This is a genomic window from Verrucomicrobiia bacterium, from assembly GCA_026414565.1.
Taxonomy (GTDB): Bacteria; Verrucomicrobiota; Verrucomicrobiia; order Limisphaerales; family Fontisphaeraceae; genus Fontisphaera.
Map to the genome: position 1 here is coordinate 142,373 of JAOAIT010000018.1, position 20,314 is coordinate 162,686.

Annotated in this window: 6 protein-coding genes; 2 read left to right on the forward strand and 4 right to left on the reverse strand. The window is 58.3% G+C overall.

Going from position 1 to position 20,314, the window contains the following annotated elements:
* Positions 1–3: 3 nt before the first annotated feature.
* The 3 genes from N3J91_04865 to N3J91_04875 form a co-directional block, all read right to left on the reverse strand.
* The gene (locus tag N3J91_04865) at positions 4–1,266 is read right to left on the reverse strand and encodes a response regulator (protein ID MCX8155771.1); all 1,263 of its coding nucleotides are present in this window, start codon (positions 1,264–1,266) and stop codon (positions 4–6) included.
* Entirely contained in the window at positions 1,263–3,230 is a 1,968-nt protein-coding gene (locus N3J91_04870; GenBank protein ID MCX8155772.1) for an ATP-binding protein, read from the reverse strand. Before N3J91_04870 ends, N3J91_04865 begins: the two co-directional genes overlap by 4 nt.
* Before the next feature lie 321 nt (positions 3,231–3,551).
* The gene (locus N3J91_04875; protein ID MCX8155773.1) at positions 3,552–4,778 is read right to left on the reverse strand and encodes a response regulator; all 1,227 of its coding nucleotides are present in this window, start codon (positions 4,776–4,778) and stop codon (positions 3,552–3,554) included.
* A 960-nt stretch (positions 4,779–5,738) separates the two neighbouring features.
* Here N3J91_04875 and N3J91_04880 point away from each other — a divergent pair.
* Together N3J91_04880 and N3J91_04885 are read left to right on the forward strand one after the other, a co-directional pair.
* On the forward strand, positions 5,739–16,676 hold the full coding sequence (locus N3J91_04880; protein ID MCX8155774.1) for a lamin tail domain-containing protein: 10,938 nt from the start codon (positions 5,739–5,741) through the stop codon (positions 16,674–16,676).
* A 170-nt stretch (positions 16,677–16,846) separates the two neighbouring features.
* Positions 16,847–19,144, forward strand: coding sequence for a hypothetical protein (locus N3J91_04885; GenBank protein MCX8155775.1), 2,298 nt, complete (start codon positions 16,847–16,849; stop codon positions 19,142–19,144).
* A gap of 7 nt (positions 19,145–19,151) precedes the next feature.
* On the opposite strand, the gene N3J91_04890 is transcribed toward N3J91_04885, so the two are convergent.
* Complete coding sequence (locus tag N3J91_04890) at positions 19,152–20,285, reverse strand: alpha/beta hydrolase-fold protein (protein MCX8155776.1); 1,134 nt, start codon at positions 20,283–20,285, stop codon at positions 19,152–19,154.
* Positions 20,286–20,314: the final 29 nt, after the last annotated feature.

Below are 20,314 nucleotides of genomic sequence, written 5' to 3' on the forward strand. Positions count from 1 at the left end.
GCCTTAACAATACACCAGCAACGTTTGGTGAATGGGACTGACCCGGTGGTGGTTTTTCAGCTTGTCTATGGCCAGCTCCGTCAGGCGTTGCCCCTCCGGGATGAGCAACAGCCCATTGGCGGTGTAAATGCCGCGGGCCACCACCATGCCGGGCCGCAGCTCGGAGAGCAGCACCTCGCGCTCCTTGCGGGGCACCGTGGCCTTGGGCAGGCTGCGCAGGAAAACGCGCACGGCTTCAGGATCATACTGGGTGCCACTGCCGCGCTTGATGGCGTCCACCGCCTCCAGATCCCCGTGAATACACTCCGCGAAGCCCACGGCGACGGCCAGCAAACGCGCCAGCCAGGGGATGGCTTCGCCCGCCAGGCCGTCGGGATAGCCCTGACCGTCATAACGCTCGTGATGCGCCCGAATCAGCAACCCCACCTCCTGGAGACTGTGCACAAAACTGGCCAGCTCCTGGCCCAGGACCGGGTGCTGGTGAATCAGGGCGCGTTCCTCGGGAGTCAGGGTTTCGGGAGCTTCCTGCCAGCGTTTGATGATGCGGCGGGGGACGCCCACCAGCCCGATATCATGCAGCCAGGCGGCCACCTCGAGGGATTGTTTCTGCTCGGCCGGCAGTTGCAGGTTGGACGCCATGGCCGTGCATACCTGATAGGCCCGTCGTGCCTGGCTGCCCAGTGCCGGATAAAAGGTCTGCATGGTGTGCAGACACAGTTCGATCATCCGCTGCAGGTTTTGTTCCAGCGCGCGGTTCTGTTCCTCCACCCGTTGCACCTGTTCCTTCAAGGAAGCATTGAGCTGCCGCAGTTGCTCATTCATGGCCAGGGTGGTGGCCTGCAGCACGGCGTTGCGGCAAATCAGCTCGTACCGCTGAACGGCATTTTTAACCGTGGCCAGGAGCTCTTCGCGCAACCAGGGTTTGACGATGAAACGGTAGATTTCGCCTTTATTGATGGCATCAATCACCGTGTTCAGATCCAGGACGGCGGTGATGAGAATGCGCGTGGCGTCAGGCTGGATTTTCTTGACCTCGGCCAGCATTTCCAGCCCGGTCAGGCCGGGCATTTGTTGATCGGTAATAATGACGGAAAAGGGGGTGGACTTGAGGATTTCCAATGCCGTCATGGCATTGTTGGCGGTGACCACTTCATAGCCCTCCCGGCGCAAGGTTTCCTGAAGGGCCACCAGGACGATTTCCTCATCATCCACCACCAGCAGACGATGCAAAGCCGGCTCCGGGACATGGGGAGTGATCTCGCTCATAAGCGCCCCTCCGCTTGGGGATGCAGCAGGTTGTGCATCCGGTTCAACGTCGTGGCCGTCCTCAAATCCTCCGTGATGACCAGGTCGGCCCGGTTCAGGAAGGCGGTGTCCATTTCATCCAGATTCCGGCCCACCACATGGAGAATGGTTTTTTCATGCTGCCGGTTGGCCTGCATCCACGCCAACAGATCGCCCACCCAGCCCGATTCCTGGCCGCAAAGCAATACGACTCCGGCAAAGCGGGCCACCACGGAAGTTAACATTTCCCGTGCCTGCTCCGCCGAGGCGGCGGTCACCACGGAATAGCCGTTCTGGCGCAACAACTCGGCGGCAGCCTGAGTCTGGGCGGGCAGGTCGCCCACCACCAACAAACGCATGGGGGCCTTCTGGGCCTTCTGTCGTTCGGCCTCGGTGAAATCCGCCTCCGGAAGCCAGATGCGGAAGGTGCTGCCCTTGCCCTCCACAGACTCCACCGAGATGGCGCCGTGATGTCTTTCCACAAATAAACGCGCGTTATACAGGCCCAGCCCGGAACCTTTGTTGGCCGATTTGGTGGAGAAAAAGGGGTCGAAAATCAGCGGTAACACCGAGGATTTAATGCCGCAACCGGTATCGCTGACACTGAGGCAGACACAAGGGCCGCGAGGGATTGTGCCCACCGCAACCTCATGCGCCGGCATGGAGGCGTGGCGGCAGGTCTCAAGAGTGAGCGTGCCCCCCTGGGGCATGGCTTCCGCAGCGTTCAAGGCCAGATTGACCACCACCTGCCGAAATTCCACGGGATCCACGTAAATGGGCAGTTGGCCCTCTGACCACCTCGACTTGACCTGGACCCGACGCGAAACCACCTTGGCCAGCAAATCCTGCAGATCAGCCATCAGCGCATTGAGATCCTCGTAGCTGCGTTCACCAATCTTTCCATGCTGAAGGCGCATGATGCGCTGCACCAAGTGCGTGGCCTGCCGGGTGCTGTTTTGGATCAATTTGACGTACTCCCGGCAGGGATGCTGGTTCTCCTCCAACTGCACTCCCAAGGTTTCAGTCAGCGAATGGATGCCAGCCATCAAGTTGCTAAAATCATGGGCCAATCCCATCATCAGGACACTCAAGGCCTCTTTCCAGGAAGCCGTGGTGAGGCGATTCTCGGCGATGGTCTGCCGGGTGATGTCGAGCCACACGCCTTCATAACCCAGCACCAAGCCCTGCTCAGTCAAGACCGGCTGCCGATGCTCAAGAATGTAGAAGACCCGCCCGCTTTGCTGATGGCGGAGACGGAAGGTGGTAGTAACGGGTTGACCGGAAGCGGCCGCCTGGCGGATTTGCTGGCGCAGCTCCTCCACATCCGCCTCGTGAATGACCTGCCAGAAACGCCCCGGTTGAACGCGCCATTCAGCCAGAGGCACACCGGTCAGGATTTCCATCTGGGGGCTGATAAAGGAAAAGGAAAAATCAGCACGCTGACTGTAAATGATACCTGGCCAATGATGCATCAGATGATGCAAACGCGCCTCGGCCCTTGCCATGCGCATGAACATTTGGCGGCGGGCCTCCTCGGAGCGGAGCTGTTCATCCCAAGCGCCCTCGGCCAGTTCATTCAGCGGCGGAAGCGTGGAAGAGAGCCGGACGAAACACAACTCCTCATGCCGTGCAGATTCCAACACCAGCCAATGGGGGGGATGGTTTTTCCTGGCACAAAGCAGCAGCCGGTCAAAGGGCAGCCGGCGTTTTTCCCAGTCGCATAAAGGCGCCTCCCAATCCGGGAATAATTGAACGAGAACCGACCGCAGGGAATGGGGGCGGACCTTGTCCTGGGGCAGTCCCAGCCAGTTCATCAGCTCGGGACTGGCCGAAAGGATAAGGCCATCCGCATTGATTACGGCTGTCCCGTGCTCCAACCATCCCAACGGCAAATCCAAGCCCGCCTGCCGCGGGAGTATGTTCAAGTCTTTGGTCTCGGCGTTCATCGAAAGCCTTCCCGACTTTTCGACGGCGACCCCTTCCCCCCCAGCCGGCAAAGGACGGTGCCCTTTGCGAAGGCAGGGTGGCGACACGTCGCCACCTAGCTATCGGCGGATGGGACGGCCGTCTTAAGTCTTTTTTACGACCGAATCATGCCCCAACGGCTGTTTGGCTGCAACGTGTTAGTCGCCGGAAGAGCGGCATGAAAAGGGCGCCGCAGGCCCGGGGCAGGCGGGTTGAACAATCCAGACGATTGCCAGCACACCGGACCGCCCCAAGTTTCTTAAAGCGCTTCAGGAGGCTTGGTTGGACTAAACGTCCCGGGGTTAGTTGGGTGTCTGCCGATCCCGTTGGTGGAAAAGCGCCTGCCAGCGGGGCAGATGCTGCTCCAGTCCGCATTCGCGCAAATAGGCCTCATCCAGAGGCACTGAGAGTTGCAGGGAGTCATGGGCATGCGAGGCTCCGACAATAGCCTGGGCGACATGCAAGCCCGTCAAAGCATTCAGACCGCGGTTGGCCGAGCTTGAGGGCCGATATTGAAAACCGATGGCTTCCGTGATTTGGACCGGCAACCCCCACAAGCCCATCAAGTAGGCGCCAACCTCCGCATGGGTGATGCCCAGGGCTTTGTGTTCCACTTCGGGAAGCGGATGGCGAGATCGGACGGCCTCGCTCAACAGCCCGGCGTAGGTCTCTTTCAAGGTGGTGGCCAACACGAGACATCCCACGCCCCGGAGCAGGCCGGCGGTAAAGGCGGCCTCCTGTTCTGGCGTCTCCGCTGAATCCACCGCCAGAAGATTCCGCGCCAAGGTGCCTACCACCAGGCTTTCATAATAGAGCTTGTGGGCATCCAAGCCGGGGTAGTCTTTGACATCGAAACAGGAAAAAACCTTCATGGAAAGCGCCAGGGCGCGCACTGTGCCCACGCCAAGAAGCTGGACAGCCTCGGTAACGTCACGAACGGGCTGCGAAAAGCCAAAGAAGGCCGAGTTCACCAATTGCAGCAGGCGTGCCGTCATGCCGGCATCGCGGCAGACAAAAGAAGCAATTTGTTCGGGGGTGGAATACGGGGTTTGTAATTCATCAAGCACCCGGAAAAATAGATCAGGCAGGGAAGGCAGAGAACGGATTTTGCCGGCCATTTCCTTGATCCATGGCTCATGGATGTGTGCCTGCAGGTCAAAGATGCGGGCCAAGGTGTTTTGCAGAGTTTTGACATTGCACGGCTTGCTGAGCCATTGATGAACCGAGCCGATGCTTTGCAACACCCGCTCCTGCTCGGTGTAGCCGGTGAGCACCACCCGCGCAGTGGCCGGATGACGTTGCTGGACTTCTGCCAAGAATTGGGCGCCACTCATCTCTGGCATGCGCATGTCGGTGACGACGATGTCATAGGCTTGGTTTTGCATCATTTCCAGCGCCTTGGGGCCGCTCTCGGCGACTTCGACTTCCCATTGCGGGGAAGCGCGTCGGAGGGCGGTCTGGTACACATTGAGCACCATGCGCTCGTCGTCCACCAAGAGCACCCGTTTTTTCTGTGTTGGTTCAGACATAGTTAAACGGTTTGAGCGAGATTCTTGTTGAAGCCCGCCATGTTTTACATCGGCAGTGGGGTAAAAACCTTAAGAAGCTGCAGAAGTATTCTCGTAATACAAGCCATTAACTTGGCAATCATTATGCTGAATAAGGAGCGTCGTTGTGGCGTCACAGAGCAGACGACGCAAGCAGCTTTATAAAGTTGCAAGTGCTTGATTAGAATTAAATTACGTACCATGAAACGTGTTAAGATGTGGTGGAAGGGGTTGTTTTTGTTTCTGGGGATGGCGATTTGTGCGTCAAATTTACGCGCAGGAAGTGGACTTTTTTTTAACGGAACTGACACTTATGTAACCTTTGGTGTAGCCGTGCCTCCGCTGGGATTGTCCAATTTTACCTTGGAGGTGTGGTTCAAATGGGAGGGTGGGGGACAGGTGGCAAGCAGCGGTTCTGGGGGTGTTCAGGCTATTCCGTTGCTTGCCAAAGGTCGTGGAGAAGCCGACGGGGACAACCGCGATTGCAACTACTTTCTGGGCATCCATCCAGACCAACGCGTGTTGGCGGCTGACCTGGAGAATTTCGCCAACGGCGGGAATCACCCGGTTTTAGGGGTAACACCGATCACGACCGGAGTTTGGCATCATGCTGCGGTGACGTATGATGGATCGCAATGGGCGGTTTATCTCAACGGACGCCTGGAAAGAACCTTGTTGGTCGGGCAAACGCCGCGCTATGACAGCATTCAGCATGCCTCTCTAGGAAGCGCCTTGACCTCCCAAGGGGTACCCTCGGGTTTTTTTCAAGGGGTTTTGGACGAAGCCCGAATTTGGAACTATGCGCGTACGGGCAGCGTTATTTCCAATGAGATGACTCAAACCATTGCCTTGGCGCCGGGGTTGGTGGCGCGCTGGGCGTTGGATGAGGGGGCAGGGAACCTGGTGTTGGATTCGTCGGGCAACAATGTGACAGGCCAAATTATGGGTGCCGTCACATGGGTGGAGGGCTATCCTTTTGTGGAGACTGGCACAGCATGGGTGGCCTTTAACGACCATCTAGCAGGCCCTGGAACGCACACCAATACCACTGCCTGGAATGTGTTTAATGGTTTTAATAATTCCCCCACCAATCGCGGTAATTTACGCAATATAGAGACAGGTGCAGTGTTGCCGGTGGTTTTAACCATCACCAATCTCAATGCCAGTCCCGGCACAGCAGCGGGTGCCCCGGCCGTGGGCACGCCAGCCTACGAAGTTTTCAATAGTTTTGTGGATTTTGGAACCACTGATAATTATCATTCAATCCTTCTGGCGGGCAACTCGGTGGTGGCCCATGTCTTTACCGGCCTTAATCCGCAGCGGCGCTACAATTTTCACGGTACTGCCATCCGGGGCAACGCCAGCTATACTACCCGTTATTCACTGTTTGAACTGGATGGCGCCAATTCCTATACTGCAGCCCACACCTCCAATGCTCTAACCTCCGCTCATTTGCCGGGCCAGATTGCGGCCAACCAGGTGGCCATTAACACGGGGTTTAACACCTCGGGAGATATGTGTGTGTGGCTAAATATTGATCCGGGACCCGATGGCAGCATCACCATCTACTCCCGCAAATACACCGGCACGCTCCCGGGGGGGCAACAGGCGGACACCGCCAACAGTTCCTACGCGCTGGCGGCCATACGCCTGGAGGAAATTGCGGGCGGCCTTACCGTGGCCATTACCAATCCCTTGGATGGAGCGCAATTTGAAGCCCCCGTTCACCTGCGCATGGATGCCGCAGTGTCCGGCAGGGCCACCAACGTCGTGTTTTATGTGAACAACAGCCGGCTGGGGGCGGTGTCCGCCGCGCCTTATTCACAAATATGGAGCAATGCGCTGATTGGCACCCACCAATTGTTGGCGGTGGCCTTTGACACCCGCGGCAATGCCTACACTTCGGCAGCGGTAAGGGTGGTAGTGCGTCCTCAACCAACCAACGCTGTACCTCCCGCCATTGCACAAATCATCCCCTCGCCGGGCGCTTCTCTGGCCATGATTTCCAATGTCACCGTGACCTTTACTGAGCCGGTGATTGGGGTGGATGCCAATGATTTGTTTGCCAACCGAATGCCGGCGGTCCGGGTGGTTGGCGGCCCCACGCAATACACGTTCACCTTTGCGGACATGCCGCCCGGGCCGGTTAATCTTGAATGGGCGGTAAATCACGAAATACGCGACGTGGGGACGCCCACCTACTTTTTTGACGGCCAGCCCACGTGGTCTTACACCATCATGGACGTTACGCCGCCGGCCATTGTCAATCGCACGCCGGTCTCCGGGGCATGGGCCACCAATCTGATTTCCGCCACGGTCACCTTTAACGAGCCGGTATTGGGAGTGGATGCTGGCGACTTGTTGGTGAACGGCCAGGCCGCCTTCAGAGTGAGCGGCGGGAACACCAATTTCACATTTTGGTTCGAAATGCCTCCGGTATTAAGCGCGGTTCAATTTACCTGGGCCGCGGGCCACGGCATAACCGACATGGCGGGCAATCCACTGGCTGCCAGTTCTGTGAATGAACCATGGACGGTGGTTCACGGTTTGCCCGCGGTGGAATTGGTGGCTTCCAATGCGGTGTATCGGTTTTTCCGCGGATATGGAGAAGCATCCAACCCTGTCCAGGCATGGCGGGCACTGAACTTTGATGACAGTGCCTGGGAAAGCGGCCCGGCGCCGTTTTATTATGAAAACCAGCCCGGGAGCGCCACAGCATACACCGGCAATACAGCGCTGCTCGACATGTATGGAGGTTATACCTGTCTTTATATGCGGCGGATTTTTCAGGTGCCCAACCCTGCCGTGATTGCCATGGCCATGGCTCGCGGCCGGGCTGATGATGGCTATGTGCTGTATTTGAATGGGGTGGACATCGGCCGGCATAACATGCCGGCGGGCGACCTGGCCTTTAACACTCGCCCTGCAGGCGGGGCGGTGGCTGAGCCGCCCACCAACAATTTCTTTGTGATTTCCACCAATTTGCTGCAGGCCGGCTCGAATATCCTGGCCGTCCAGGCCTTCAACGATCAAGTGACCAGCAGCGATTTTCTTATTGATGTGGATGTGACAGCCTACCTCAATGACCCCGCCCTGCAACCCCCACGGATTCTGAACCTGACGCCGCCGCCGGGCGAAGTTTATGAACTGACCAACGTCTTGGTCCGTTTTTCGCGTCCCGTCACCGGTGTGATTGCGGGAGACTTGCTGATCAACAGCGTGCCTGCCAGCAGCGTGGTGGGCAGCAATGAATTGTATGAGTTTCGCTTTACCCGTCCTCCCTTCGGCACGGTGACTTTGAGCTGGCGCACGACGCATCAGATACGCGACCTGGCCAGCCCGCCCAATCCCATGATTCCCGCTAGGGCATATACTTATTCCCTGGTCAATCCTAATGCCCCCTTCATTGTGGGACAAACACCTCCTGCCGGAGCGGAGGTGGTTAATGAATTGACACAAGTGGAGGTTATTTTCAGCCGGGGCGTCACCGGGGTGGACGCCGGGGATTTGCTGGTCAACGGCGTGCCCGCCACCGGATTGAGCGGCGGTGGAGATCGTTATGTTTTTACCTTTTCTCAGCCCAGTTATGGCACGGTGAACCTGTCGTGGGCTGAAAATCATGGCATTAGATCGGCGAGCAATCCGGCCGATGCCTTTGATGGTCTGCGAGCAGGCAATCGCTGGCAATACACGCTGGTGGACCGCCTGCCGCCGGTGATTCGCGAACTGACTCCACCCGCCGGGGCGACAGTGTCCAATTTAACCGAAGTTACGGTTCGATTTAGCGAACCCGTGCAGGGGGTGGATGCTGCGGATTTACTCATCAACGGCATGCCGGCCGGCTCTGTAAATGGGGGCGGAGCAATTTATACCTTCTCCTTTCCGGCCCAGAACGGCACGCTGTTGCAATTCACCTGGCGGCAGGGACACGGCATCAGAGACCTGGCAATTACAGCCAATGCTTTTAATGCCACCGCACCGGGAGCAACGTGGACTTATTATTCCCTGGATAAAACCCCCCCCGTGGTAACGCAGGTAACGCCCTTCATGGGAGGCACCATCTGCGATTTAAGCACGATTGAGGTAACCTTCAGCGAGGCGGTGCAGGGGGTAACGGCGGATGATCTGTTGCTCAATGGCCAGCCGGCAGTGGCCGTGCGGGGAGCGGAGGCCGGACCATATCGCTTTACGTTTAATCCGCCAGCGGTGGGGCCGGTTTCGGTGAGTTGGAATCCGGCGCATGGCATTGCTGATTTGGCCAATCCACCCAATCCCTTCCTTGGCGAGGGATGGAGTTACCATTATCAACCGCAGGCTTCATTCGCCGGCCGGGTCGTTATTAATGAAATCATGTACCACCCCGCCTCGGAAAACTCCGCCGAGGAATTCATCGAAATCCACAACGTGACCAGCCAGGCCATCTCGTTGGCCGGATGGCGTTTTACGCGCGGCATTGATTTTGATTTTACCAGTCAAGTGCTGCCGGCGCGTGGTTTTTTGGTGGTGTCGGCCGACACCAACGCTTTCCTGGCCAAGTATCCGGGGGTGACCAATGTGGTGGGCAATTGGCGGGGACGCCTGAGTAATAATGGCGAGGAGATTCTCTTGCGAGATGCCTGTGGAAACGTGGTGGATTCAGTTACCTACAGTCCCGATGGCGAGTGGGGCATACGTCAGCGTGGCCCCAATGATCAAGGGTACTATGGATGGGAATGGTTCGCGGCGCATGATGGGTGGCGGCTTAATACGTACACAGGCCAGATCGAGGGCAATCGGTCGCTGGAGTTGGTGAATCCTGCGCTGCCACGAGAATTTGGGCAGAACTGGCAGGCCAGCCAGCCGCAAGGAGGAACGCCCGGCGCGGCCAACTCTGTTGCCAGGACCAACACCGCCCCGGTGATTACGGGGGTGCAACACGCTCCGGCAGTGCCCAAGCCGTCCGACAACGTGGTGGTCATGGCCCGGGTGGCTGACGAGCAACCGCAAAATATGCAGGTGATAGTGTTTTATCGCAACCATACCACCACCTCCCCCACCAATTGGAATACGGAGGTCATGTATGATGACGGGTTGCACCGGGATGGCGTTGCCGGCGATGGCTGGTTTGCAGCCATTCTTCCACCCCAAACCAATGGGACGATCATCGAGTATTACGTGCAGGCCACGGACAGTTTGAATCAGACGCGCACCTGGCCGGCGCCGGCCCGCCAGTTGACCGGCACTAATCCTGAATTTGCCCAGACCGCCAATGCCCTTTATCAGGTGGACGACAACTTGGCGCCCGCCGGGCTGGCGCAGGCGGACCAACCATTCTTCCGGCTTATTATGACGGGCAGCGAGCGGCAGCAATTCGCCGACTTAAGCGCCAACGCCTACAACAGTGACGCGGAGATGAATGCCACCCTGATTACTTGGGATGCAGGCGGGTGGGAATTGCGGCACAACGTGGGGGTGCGGATACGCGGAGCAGGATCACGCAGCCGCCAAGTAAAAAACTGGCGGGTCAATCTTCCCGCTGATCGGCGATGGAAAGGCCTGACGGAGATCAATTTGAATGCGCAGCACATCGATCTGCAACTGATCGGGGCCGTGCTTTCATCCCTGGTCGAACTGCCGGCCGCCCAAGGGTATCCGGTTCAGGTCCGGCTTAACGGGTTGAACCTCGCGCGCAGTGCAGCGCCTGACGCTTCCCGCGGGGATGGGTATGGGTCGTACTTGCTGCTCACGCCGCTCAATGGGGAATGGGCCGAGAACCTGCTGCCCCACAATAGTGGTGGCAATGTTTACCGTGGCTCACGTTATCCTTGGACGGCCAACCTGGATTACCGCGGCACCAATTATCAGACCTATATCAACCTGGGCTACTCCAAGGCCTCCAATCAGAGCGAAAATGACTGGAGTGACCTGTTTGCCTTGACGGCAGCATTGAATAACGCCACGCCCGACGATGCCCTCTATGCAGCGATCGTGCGAAGCAACGCCAATGTGGAGTTGTTCATGCGCTACTTCGCGTTGTGCAATTTTATCAACTACAATGAAAGTTCCATGTGCAACGGTGTGGGGGATGACTATGCGATGTACCGGGGGGTGGCGGATCCCCGGTTTATTTTGCTGCCGCATGATTATGACACCATTCTGGGGTTGGGGGACAACGACCGGATGCCGGATCCTTCAGTGAGCATTTGGCGCATGGTGGATGCGCCGCGCAGCACCGACCCCACCATGCGAGCCAATTACCTGCAGCGGTTCATGCGGCATCCGGAGTTTGCGGCGGTTTATCTTCGCGAGCAGCAACGTCTGCTGGATGGCGTCATGCGGCCCGATATTTTTAATGCGGTGGTCCGGCAGTGGCTGGGGGGTTGGGCGGATCCAGGGCGGATGGCGCAGATGACCAATTTTGTGGCCCAACGCCGCGCCATAGTGCAGAGCCAGATTCCCACCAACAACCTGGTCAACATAGGCCTGAGCAGCAACCAAGGCTATTATTACTCCTCCTCCGCCAATGTGAACTTAACCGGCCAGGCCAACGCGTTGAGGGTGACAACCGTGCGAGTCAACGGCACGGCGGCCAGTTACACCGTGTGGAATGGACAATGGCAGGGGACCGTCACGCTGCAACCAGGAATTAACCAGGTGGTGGTGCAGTGGCTGGACGCCAGCCAGCGTGAGGTGCAGCGCACCAACTTCATGGTTTGGTACGACAGCGGAACCACGCGGAATGTCGCGGGCACGCTGGCCGTCAACACGCTATGGAGCGCCGCGCAAGGCCCCTATCGAGTAACCTCTGATGTGACGGTACCCGAAGGCGTCACGCTGACCATCCAAGCCGGAACTACGGTTTATTTTGACAGCGGAGCGCGGCTGGTTGTGAACGGACGGTTACTGGCCGAGGGCACTGACACACAGCGCATCACCTTCACCCGTGTGCCCGGTTCCTCGGCCACCTGGGGTGGATTGCGTATCAATGGCAGCACTACTTCTCCAGAATGCCGGATTGCTTACGCGCATTTCGAGTTCAACGGCGCGGCGGCCATCACGGCCGACCGGGCTACAGTGTGGCTTGATCATTTAACCTTCGGCACCACCAATCAACGTTACCTCAACCTGGACAATGGGTGTTCATTTATTGTGAGTTATTGCGTTTTTCCTGCGCCTGCGGTGGATCTCGAGCCGGTGCATGGCACCGGCGGCATCAAACCGGGGGGCCGTGGCTTGTTTTATCGCAACTATTTTGGCGCCGTCACGGGCTACAATGACACGGTGGATTTCACCGGCGGCAAGCGTCCCGGCCCCATTCTGGAGTTTATTGAAAACGTTTTCATGGGTAGCGGGGATGACTTGTTGGACCTGGACGGGACAGATGCCCACGTGGAAGGCAACCTATTCCTGCATGGCCATCGGAATGGTTCGCCCGACACCGCAAGCGCGATTAGCGGCGGGCGGGATGGGGTGAATACTTCGGAAATTACCATTGTGCGCAATATATTCTATGATTGCGATCACGTGGCGCTGGCCAAAGAAGGAAATTATTACCGCATCATGCAAAATACGGTGGTGCGACAAACCCGCCAAGGAGGGGTGGACACGGCCTCTGGGGTGGTTTGCCTTGCCGATGCGGGTACGACCGAGGGTGCTGGGGTCTATTTGGAAGGCAATATCATCCATGATGCCGAGGCCCTGGCCCGGAATGTGACCTCAGCCGTGGTAATTTATACCAACAACCTGCTGCCCACGGCATGGACGGGGCAGGGGGGTGGCAACCTGGTGGCCGCTTCCGGATTGAAGCGCATCCCCAACCTTTCTGAAACCTACTTCCGCTCCTGGGAAGAGGCGCAGGTAATGTGGCAATGGTTCAGTCTGGCGGCGGATTCTCCAGCGCGTGGGCGTGGTACCTATGGAATTGACCTAGGCGCCAACATTCCCCCCGGGCCCGTTCTACAACCTGTGCCGGGCGAAATCAGCCTGCGCCAGTTCAACCTGGGGGTCGGCGGTGCCGGCTTAAATGCCTACCGGTTCCGTTTGGACGGCGAGGGCTTCAGCGCAGAAGCTTACCCCCTAAGCCAGCCGATTACGCTTAACAATCTGAATGACGGCATGCACACCCTGGAAGTCATGGCCCAGGACAGCGCAGGCATCTGGCGCTCGCAACAGATCGCTTCAGTGACATTCATGGTCAGTCCATCGGCCGTGCCCATTCAGATAAGCGAGGTGCTTGCAGCCAATCGCCAGGCATGGATATGGCACGGCAGCACACCAGATGTTATTGAACTGTACAATGCCGGTCCCGCCACCGTGGATTTGGGTGGTTTGCGCTTAACGGACGACCCGGCAAATCCTGGAAAGTTTACCTTCCCCCAAGGAACACTTCTCCCGCCGGGGAGTTATTTGCTGGTATACGCAGACGACCGTTTCAATCTGCCAGGATTACACACCGGGTTTGCGTTGGACCAAAATGGCGAGGGGGTTTACTTATTTGACTCCCTGTCCCGTGGGGGGCGCCTGCTCGATGCCGTGGAATTCGGATTTCAGCTTCCTGACCTGAGCATTGCGCGGCTCCCGGGCGGCCAATGGAATCTGGCGCAACCCACATTGGGCGGCCCCAATCGCGGTGTCCTTCTGGGGGCAGCCCAGGTTTTGCGTTTGAATGAATGGCTGGCCAGGCCATTAAACGGACCGGACTTCATCGAGATTTACAATCCTTCGACGATGCCGGTGGCCTTGGGCGGGTTGTATTTAACGGATAATTTGGTGGGCTGGCCGAATCGGCACCGGATTCGCCCGTTGAGCTTCATTGCGCCCTATGGTTATGCCGTGTATGAGGCGGATGGCGACGTTGCCGCCGGACCGTGGCATTTGAATTTCTCGTTGAGCAGCGAGCAAGGCATGGTGGCCCTGGTTAATGAACAGTTGCAGGTCATTGATGCTGTGGTTTATGGGCCGCAACCGGCGGGGCAGTCCCAGGGACGCTCGCCCAATGGCGCGCCCAATATCATACGCCTCGCGCAACCGACGCCAGGTTCAGGGAATCCTTTGGACGTGGCACCGCAATTTCAAACCATCACCCTGATTAATTTCACAAACGTCTGGCGTTATGAACAGTCCGGAACCAACCTGGGCACGGCCTGGCGGGAGGCGGCCTATGATGACAGTGCGTGGCCTGTCGGCCGCGCTTTGTTGGCCGGCGCCACCACCGGCACCTTGCCTGAATATGGCGGCGTGCCGGTGAACACACCGTTGACCATTGTGACAGATAAACGCACGTTCTATTTCCGCACCACTTTCCTCGTGCCCACCAACGTTTTGGTGACCAGCTTGCAGATTCGCCATGTGCTGGATGACGGCGCGGTTTTCTATGTGAACGGCCGGGAAACCATGCGCTATAATATGCCCACCGGGGAAGTCACTTATTTAACTTTCGCAGAAACCGCCATCAGCACCGCCGGCATGGTTGGTCCGTCCGAGTTTCCCATGATTGGCTTGCGACCGGGTATTAATGTGCTGGCGGTGGAGGTGCACCAGGCGTCGTCAACCAGTTCTGACCTGGTCATGGGGATGGAACTTGTGGCTGTATTGCAGACCAATACCAGCAGCGGCCCGTCGCTGGTGTTGAATGAGGTGATGGCGGACAACCTGAGTTACACCAACGCCGACGGCTCCATCACAGACTGGATTGAACTCCGCAACCTCTCCGCACAAACGCTGGACTTGTCTGGCCTGAGTCTGACGGACGACCCGGCCACCCCACAGCGCTGGGTCTTTCCGACGGGCGTCAGTTTGCCGCCGTTTAGTTATCTGGTGGTGCTTTGTGATAACAGCCGCCCGGCCTCCACCAATTTTGGCCCCCTGCTCAATACCGGCTTTGGGCTGTCCGCCGCGGGTGACGGAGTTTACTTGTATGATCGTCCTGAAAATGGGGGTGCCCTGTTGCAATCCGTGGTTTTCGGGTTGCAAGCAGCGGATTACGCCTTGGGGCGTGAACCGGACGGAGTAGGGGCATGGCGGCTTGTCTTGCCCACCCCCGGCAGAGCCAACCTTCCAGCCACGCTGGGAGCCCCGGCCATGCTGCGGATCAATGAGTGGATGCCGCGACCGGCTTCCGGGGATGATTGGTTTGAAATCTACAACCCGGGGGCTCAACCTGTGGAATTGAGCGGCATGTATCTCACGGACAATCTGGGCAACCCCACCAAACATCGCCTGCCGCCGCTGTCCTTTATCGGCGCGCAAGGTTCAGGTTATCGGGTGTTTTATGCGGATAATAACCTCGCGGCCGGCGCCAACCATGTGAATTTCCGGCTGGACAACACCCGCGAGGCCATTGGTCTGGCAGACACCAATGGCGTGTTGGTGGATGCCATATCCTACGAGTTTCCCGAGAACGGCGTGGCCGAAGGACGATTCCCCGACGGCAGCGCGCTGATGGTGCGTTTTCCGGATTCGGCGTCTCCGGGAGAGGCGAATTACCGGCGCCTGACCAATGTGGTCATCAGTGAGGTGCTGGCCAATTCCGGCGAGAATTTCGAAGATGCCATCGAGCTGCAAAATATTAGCTCCGAGCCGGTGGACATCAGCGGGTGGTGGCTGAGCGACAGCCGCAACAACCTGATGAAATTCCGCATACCAAATGAGACCATCCTGTCCCCCGGTGGATTCGTGGTGTTCTACGAGTATCAGTTTAATGCCAATCCGGATGACGAAAACAGCTTTGCCATTTCTTCCTGGGGGGAGGACATCTATCTGAGCGCCGCCAACAGCAATGGCCTGACCGGCTGGCGGACGTCGGTGGATTTCGGTCCGTCGGCGCCTAACACCACGCTCGCCCGTTATATTTTAAGCACCGGAGAAAAAGAATTTGTGGCCGCCGCGGCGCGCACTTTGGGCCGGGATAATCCGGTGTCGGTGGTGGATTTCCGGCAGGGGAGGGGCGCTTCCAATGCGCCACCGCAGGTGGGGCCGCTGGCCATCACGCAAATCATGTTCCAACCGCCCCTTCTGGGCACCAACGACAACACACGGGATGAGTATCTTGAGATTCGCAATCTTACCTCGCAACCGCAGCCGTTGTTTGATCCTCTGCGGCCGACCAATACCTGGCGCTTGCGCAATGGCGTGGACTTTGATTTCCCACCGGTCACCCTGCCGCCGCAGGGCGTTTTATTGGTGGTGGGATTTGACCCGGTCAACAATCCGCAAATGCTGGCTGAATTCCGCGCGGTGTACAATCTCCGGCCGGGCGTGGTCATTCTTGGTCCCTGGTCCGGCAAACTGGCCAATGATGGTGAAACCCTTGAATTGAAGCGCCCCGGGGAACCGGACACCAATGGCGTGCCCTATTATCTGGTGGAAAAGATTCGCTATTCCGACCGGGCGCCCTGGCCTTTGATACCCGGCGGCAGCGGGCTGGCTCTGCATCGCCTTAATCCTGCGGGTTACGGCAATGAGCCAACCAATTGGATGGCTGCGCCGCCAATGCCTGCCTATCAGCCCACCGGCGACGCCGATGGCGATGGCATACCAGACGAGTGGGAGCTGGCCAACGGTCTGAATCCCAATGATGCCGGCGATGCGATGGCAGATGGTGACGGGGATGGCATGAGCAATTTGCAGGAGTACCTTGCCGGGACCAATCCTCGCGATGCCTCCAGCGTATTTCGCTTCGATTGGGCGGCCAGGGATCAAACAAGCGGCGGATTGTGGTTGCAATTTATCGCCGTGGCCCAGCGAAGCTACACCATTCAATTCCGCAGTGCCTTGGGGCAGGGGACTTGGCAGAAATACATGGACATTGCACCTGCCCCCACCAATCGGGCCTTGCGCCTGCTGCTGCCCAACGGCGGCGGACAACAATATTATCGGTTGACCACGCCCATGCAGCCGTAATGCTGGGCCGGCACCCTGGTCAGAAGCTAGAAACTTGCCTTCTCATTGGAGTGCCAGGGTGGCGAAGGTTGTATTTTCTCCCTGAATGAGGTAAGTAATTGCTGATGCGCCCAACATTTTCATGCCTAGCAACTGGCAGTCTGCTTCTTTACCTGGTGCTGCTCCAGGGAGTGACAGCAGCACCAGGTCAAAGCAACACTCAGGCGCTGCTCAATGTTGCCGGCCAATCACCGCCCCTGACCGCGGAAGAGGCGGGAGTGGAGGAAATCATCTTTGTCAAACGAAAGCCCTACTCCTCGGACCACTACTACACCGACATCAACAATGGCACCCGGCCGGACCGGTTTGTACCGGAAAATGGCATTTACATTTTCAACCTGCGCACCCGGCAGGTGCGGCCGGTGGTGACAGCGGCACAAATGCCCGGCGGCCGGGGATTGGTGGGCAAGATCAGCTTGTCTTTTGATGCCCGAAAGGTGGTGTTTGATTTTCGCGAGCACCCTGACGCCGGCTTTCGCATTTGGGAGGTGGGCGTGGATGGAACGGGTTTGCGGCAGGTCTCTTTTCCTCCGCCGGATGAGTCAGAAAAAGTGGCGCGGTGGGCGCCCGGCTGGCACACGGACGATATACATCCGGCCTACCTGGCGGACGGACGCATCATTTTCTCCTCCACCAGAAATGAGCACACCGTTTTATGTGGCGGCAGTTCGCATCTGGTGGCGCCCGGTCTGCATCGCATGAATGCGGATGGCTCGGGTGTGGAGCAGCTTACCCGCAGTCCGGTCAGCGAATTTTGCCCCCTGCTTATGGCCGATGGTCGCGTCATGTACCATCGCTGGGAATATATAGACAAAGGGGCGCGCGTGGCCAAAACCATTTGGTCCATGAATCCTGATGGAGGTCGCTCGCAGGAATTGTTTGGTTTGGCGGAGGACACGACGACGGTGTACATGTATCCCCAACCCCTGCCGGGAGACGAGCACCGGTTGGTTTGCGTGGGAACGTGTCATTTTCCCCAAGGGGGCTGCGTTGGGGCCGTCCTGTTGGTGGACTACGGGCGGGGGGTGCGGGTGCGGGGCCCGGATCCGGATCAGCCGGATTACCGCCAGTGGGATGAGCGTTTTGCGGTGGTCAATCTGACGCCCCATGTATTCATTCAACGCCGCTCCGAGCCAGGATGGCATTTTCGGCTGGCGGATGGAAAGTTTGTGCACGATCGCAGCGGGCAAAGCGGCCACCTGTACACCCATCCTTATCCGTTAAATGCCCGACAGTTTTTGGTCTCGTTCAAGTACAATCCCGCCCATCACTACCAAAATGTGCCCAACGCCTACGCGATTTATGCGCTGGACACCGACGGCCGGCATCGCGAGGTGTACACGGACCCGCAGTTGTCCTGCTGGCACCCGTTGCCGTTGCGCCCACAACCGGTGCCGCCGGTGATCCACACTTGGCGCGACACCATCCTAGCCTCCCGGACACAGGCGGTTTGCCTGGTGGCGAATGTCTATCAAGGCATGGAAGGCGTGGCCCCCGGCACGGTCAAATGGCTGCGCATCAATGAAGCGTTGCCGCGGTATTGGAGCACCGGCCGGCGCTGGACGCCGTCACTCAGCAGTTCGGAATGGAAGGCCGCGTTGTGGCCGCGTGTGCAATGGGGGGTGGTGCCCGTGGAACGCGACGGTTCGGCCCACTTCGTGGTGCCCGCAAACCGCAGCATCTTCCTGCAGGCCTTGGACGCAGACTTTCGTGAGATTCAGCGCGAACGCACCTATGTGCATTATGCGCCAGGAGAAACACGCTCCTGCACGGGCTGCCACGGGCAGGGGCATCATACGCCGGTCACTTCCGCCCAAACTGTACCTTTGGCAGCCCTGCGGCCGCCCAGCCTGCCCCAACCGCAGCCCTGTGATTTGGTTGAAAATGGCGGTGATGGGAAGGCGGGGCAGGTCATTCATTATCCCGCGGATATTCAGCCCATCTGGGACAGGAAATGTGTATCCTGCCATGGTGCCCAATCCCCGGCGGGGGGGTTGCGGCTAACAGGCGAGCCAACATTGTTCTACAACACCTCCTACGAGGAACTGGCTCGCAAGGAACTAGCCGGTCCGTTGATTTCTGAATTCTTATCATTTAATAAAGGGGATCAGGGCAATTATAATGGAGCCTACCTCCCCCCGAAAAGCCTGGGCAGCCACGCCAGTGCGTTGGTGGCCCTGTTGACACAACCAAACCATCCCAAGAATGCCCGAGACGATCACTCCCAGATGTTAACCCCGATGGAGCTTATGGTGGTTTGCCGGTGGGTGGACAGTAATTACCAGTTTTATGGGACTTATTTTGGGCGGCATCATGTGCGCTGGCGTGAGGCAGACCCCGCCAAACCAGAATACGATCCGGCGGACTGGCGGCGCAAAGCCACATTTGAGGAGGCCATTAGCTTTCTGGCCCCGGCATGGCACCGTTAAATGTGAATTAACGAAAGAGCCGGGGGGCCAGCTCGGCAAGATAACTCCGCCACACTGGCCACGTGTGACCGCCCTCCGTCAATACCCACTCATGGCGTATGCCCAAAGACTGGAGGTTGGCCACGAAGTCCTGGTTCATTTTAATGAGGAAATCGCTGCGCCCGCAGGCAATCCATAAAAGTTTCAGCCGGCGATTGGTTAGTTCCGGTTTTTCCAGGGCGGATTTGATGGCTTCACGAGAGGGGGTGGCCGAGCTGAATCCGCCAACCCACCCAAAAATATCCGTGTGATTCAAACCGATGGTCAGGGCCTGCCCGCCCCCCATGCTGAGGCCCACCAGCGCACGGCTCGCCGCCTCCTTGCGGACGCGGTAATTCGATTCGATAAACGGCATGACCTCCTCCAGCAAATCACGCTCAAAAAGAGCCGTGTTATTGGTTAGTCCTCCCATCATAGACGTCGCGGCATGACCGTCCATCATCACGATGAGCATGGGCTTGGCACGTTTTTGGGCGATGAGGTTGTCCAGAATCCAATGGGCCTTGCCGTGCACGGTCCAAGTGGCGTGATTGTCCCCCATGCCATGCTGCAGGTAAAGGACGGGGTATTTGGAGCGGTTTTGCTCATAATCGGGCGGTGTGTACACCACCAGTTCGCGCAACCGGTCCAGTGGTTTGGACCAATAGGTATGATGCCGCACCGTGCCATGGGGCACCGGCTGGTAATCAAAGATTTGTGGGGGCTGCCCGGGAATGTGCAGGATGCTGGTGCGCGGCTCGCGCATGGGTTTGATGGCGGGATTGCCCGGATCGATCATACTCAAACCATCCACCGAGAAGCTGTACTCATAGATGCCCGGCTCCAGTGGCCCGACCGTCACGCTCCACACACCATTGGTGTTGCGTTGCAGAGAAGCCCGGCCATTGGCCCATTGACCATTCACCACCACTTCCGTGGCTCGGGGGGCTGCCAGCCGGAAGGTGACCGTGCGATCGGGTTGAATTTCAGGCGATCGCACCGCCATGGGAAACCGGCGCGGTGGCGGATTGGTGGGGGCCGGTTCGGCAGCCCAGAGCGCGTGCAAAGTCAAGCTCAGCAGGCCGATCGTCAACCAGGGGGGGGTAGCGAGGGTGGTTTTCATGGGGTTATCGCATTTTGGCAAAACAAGGA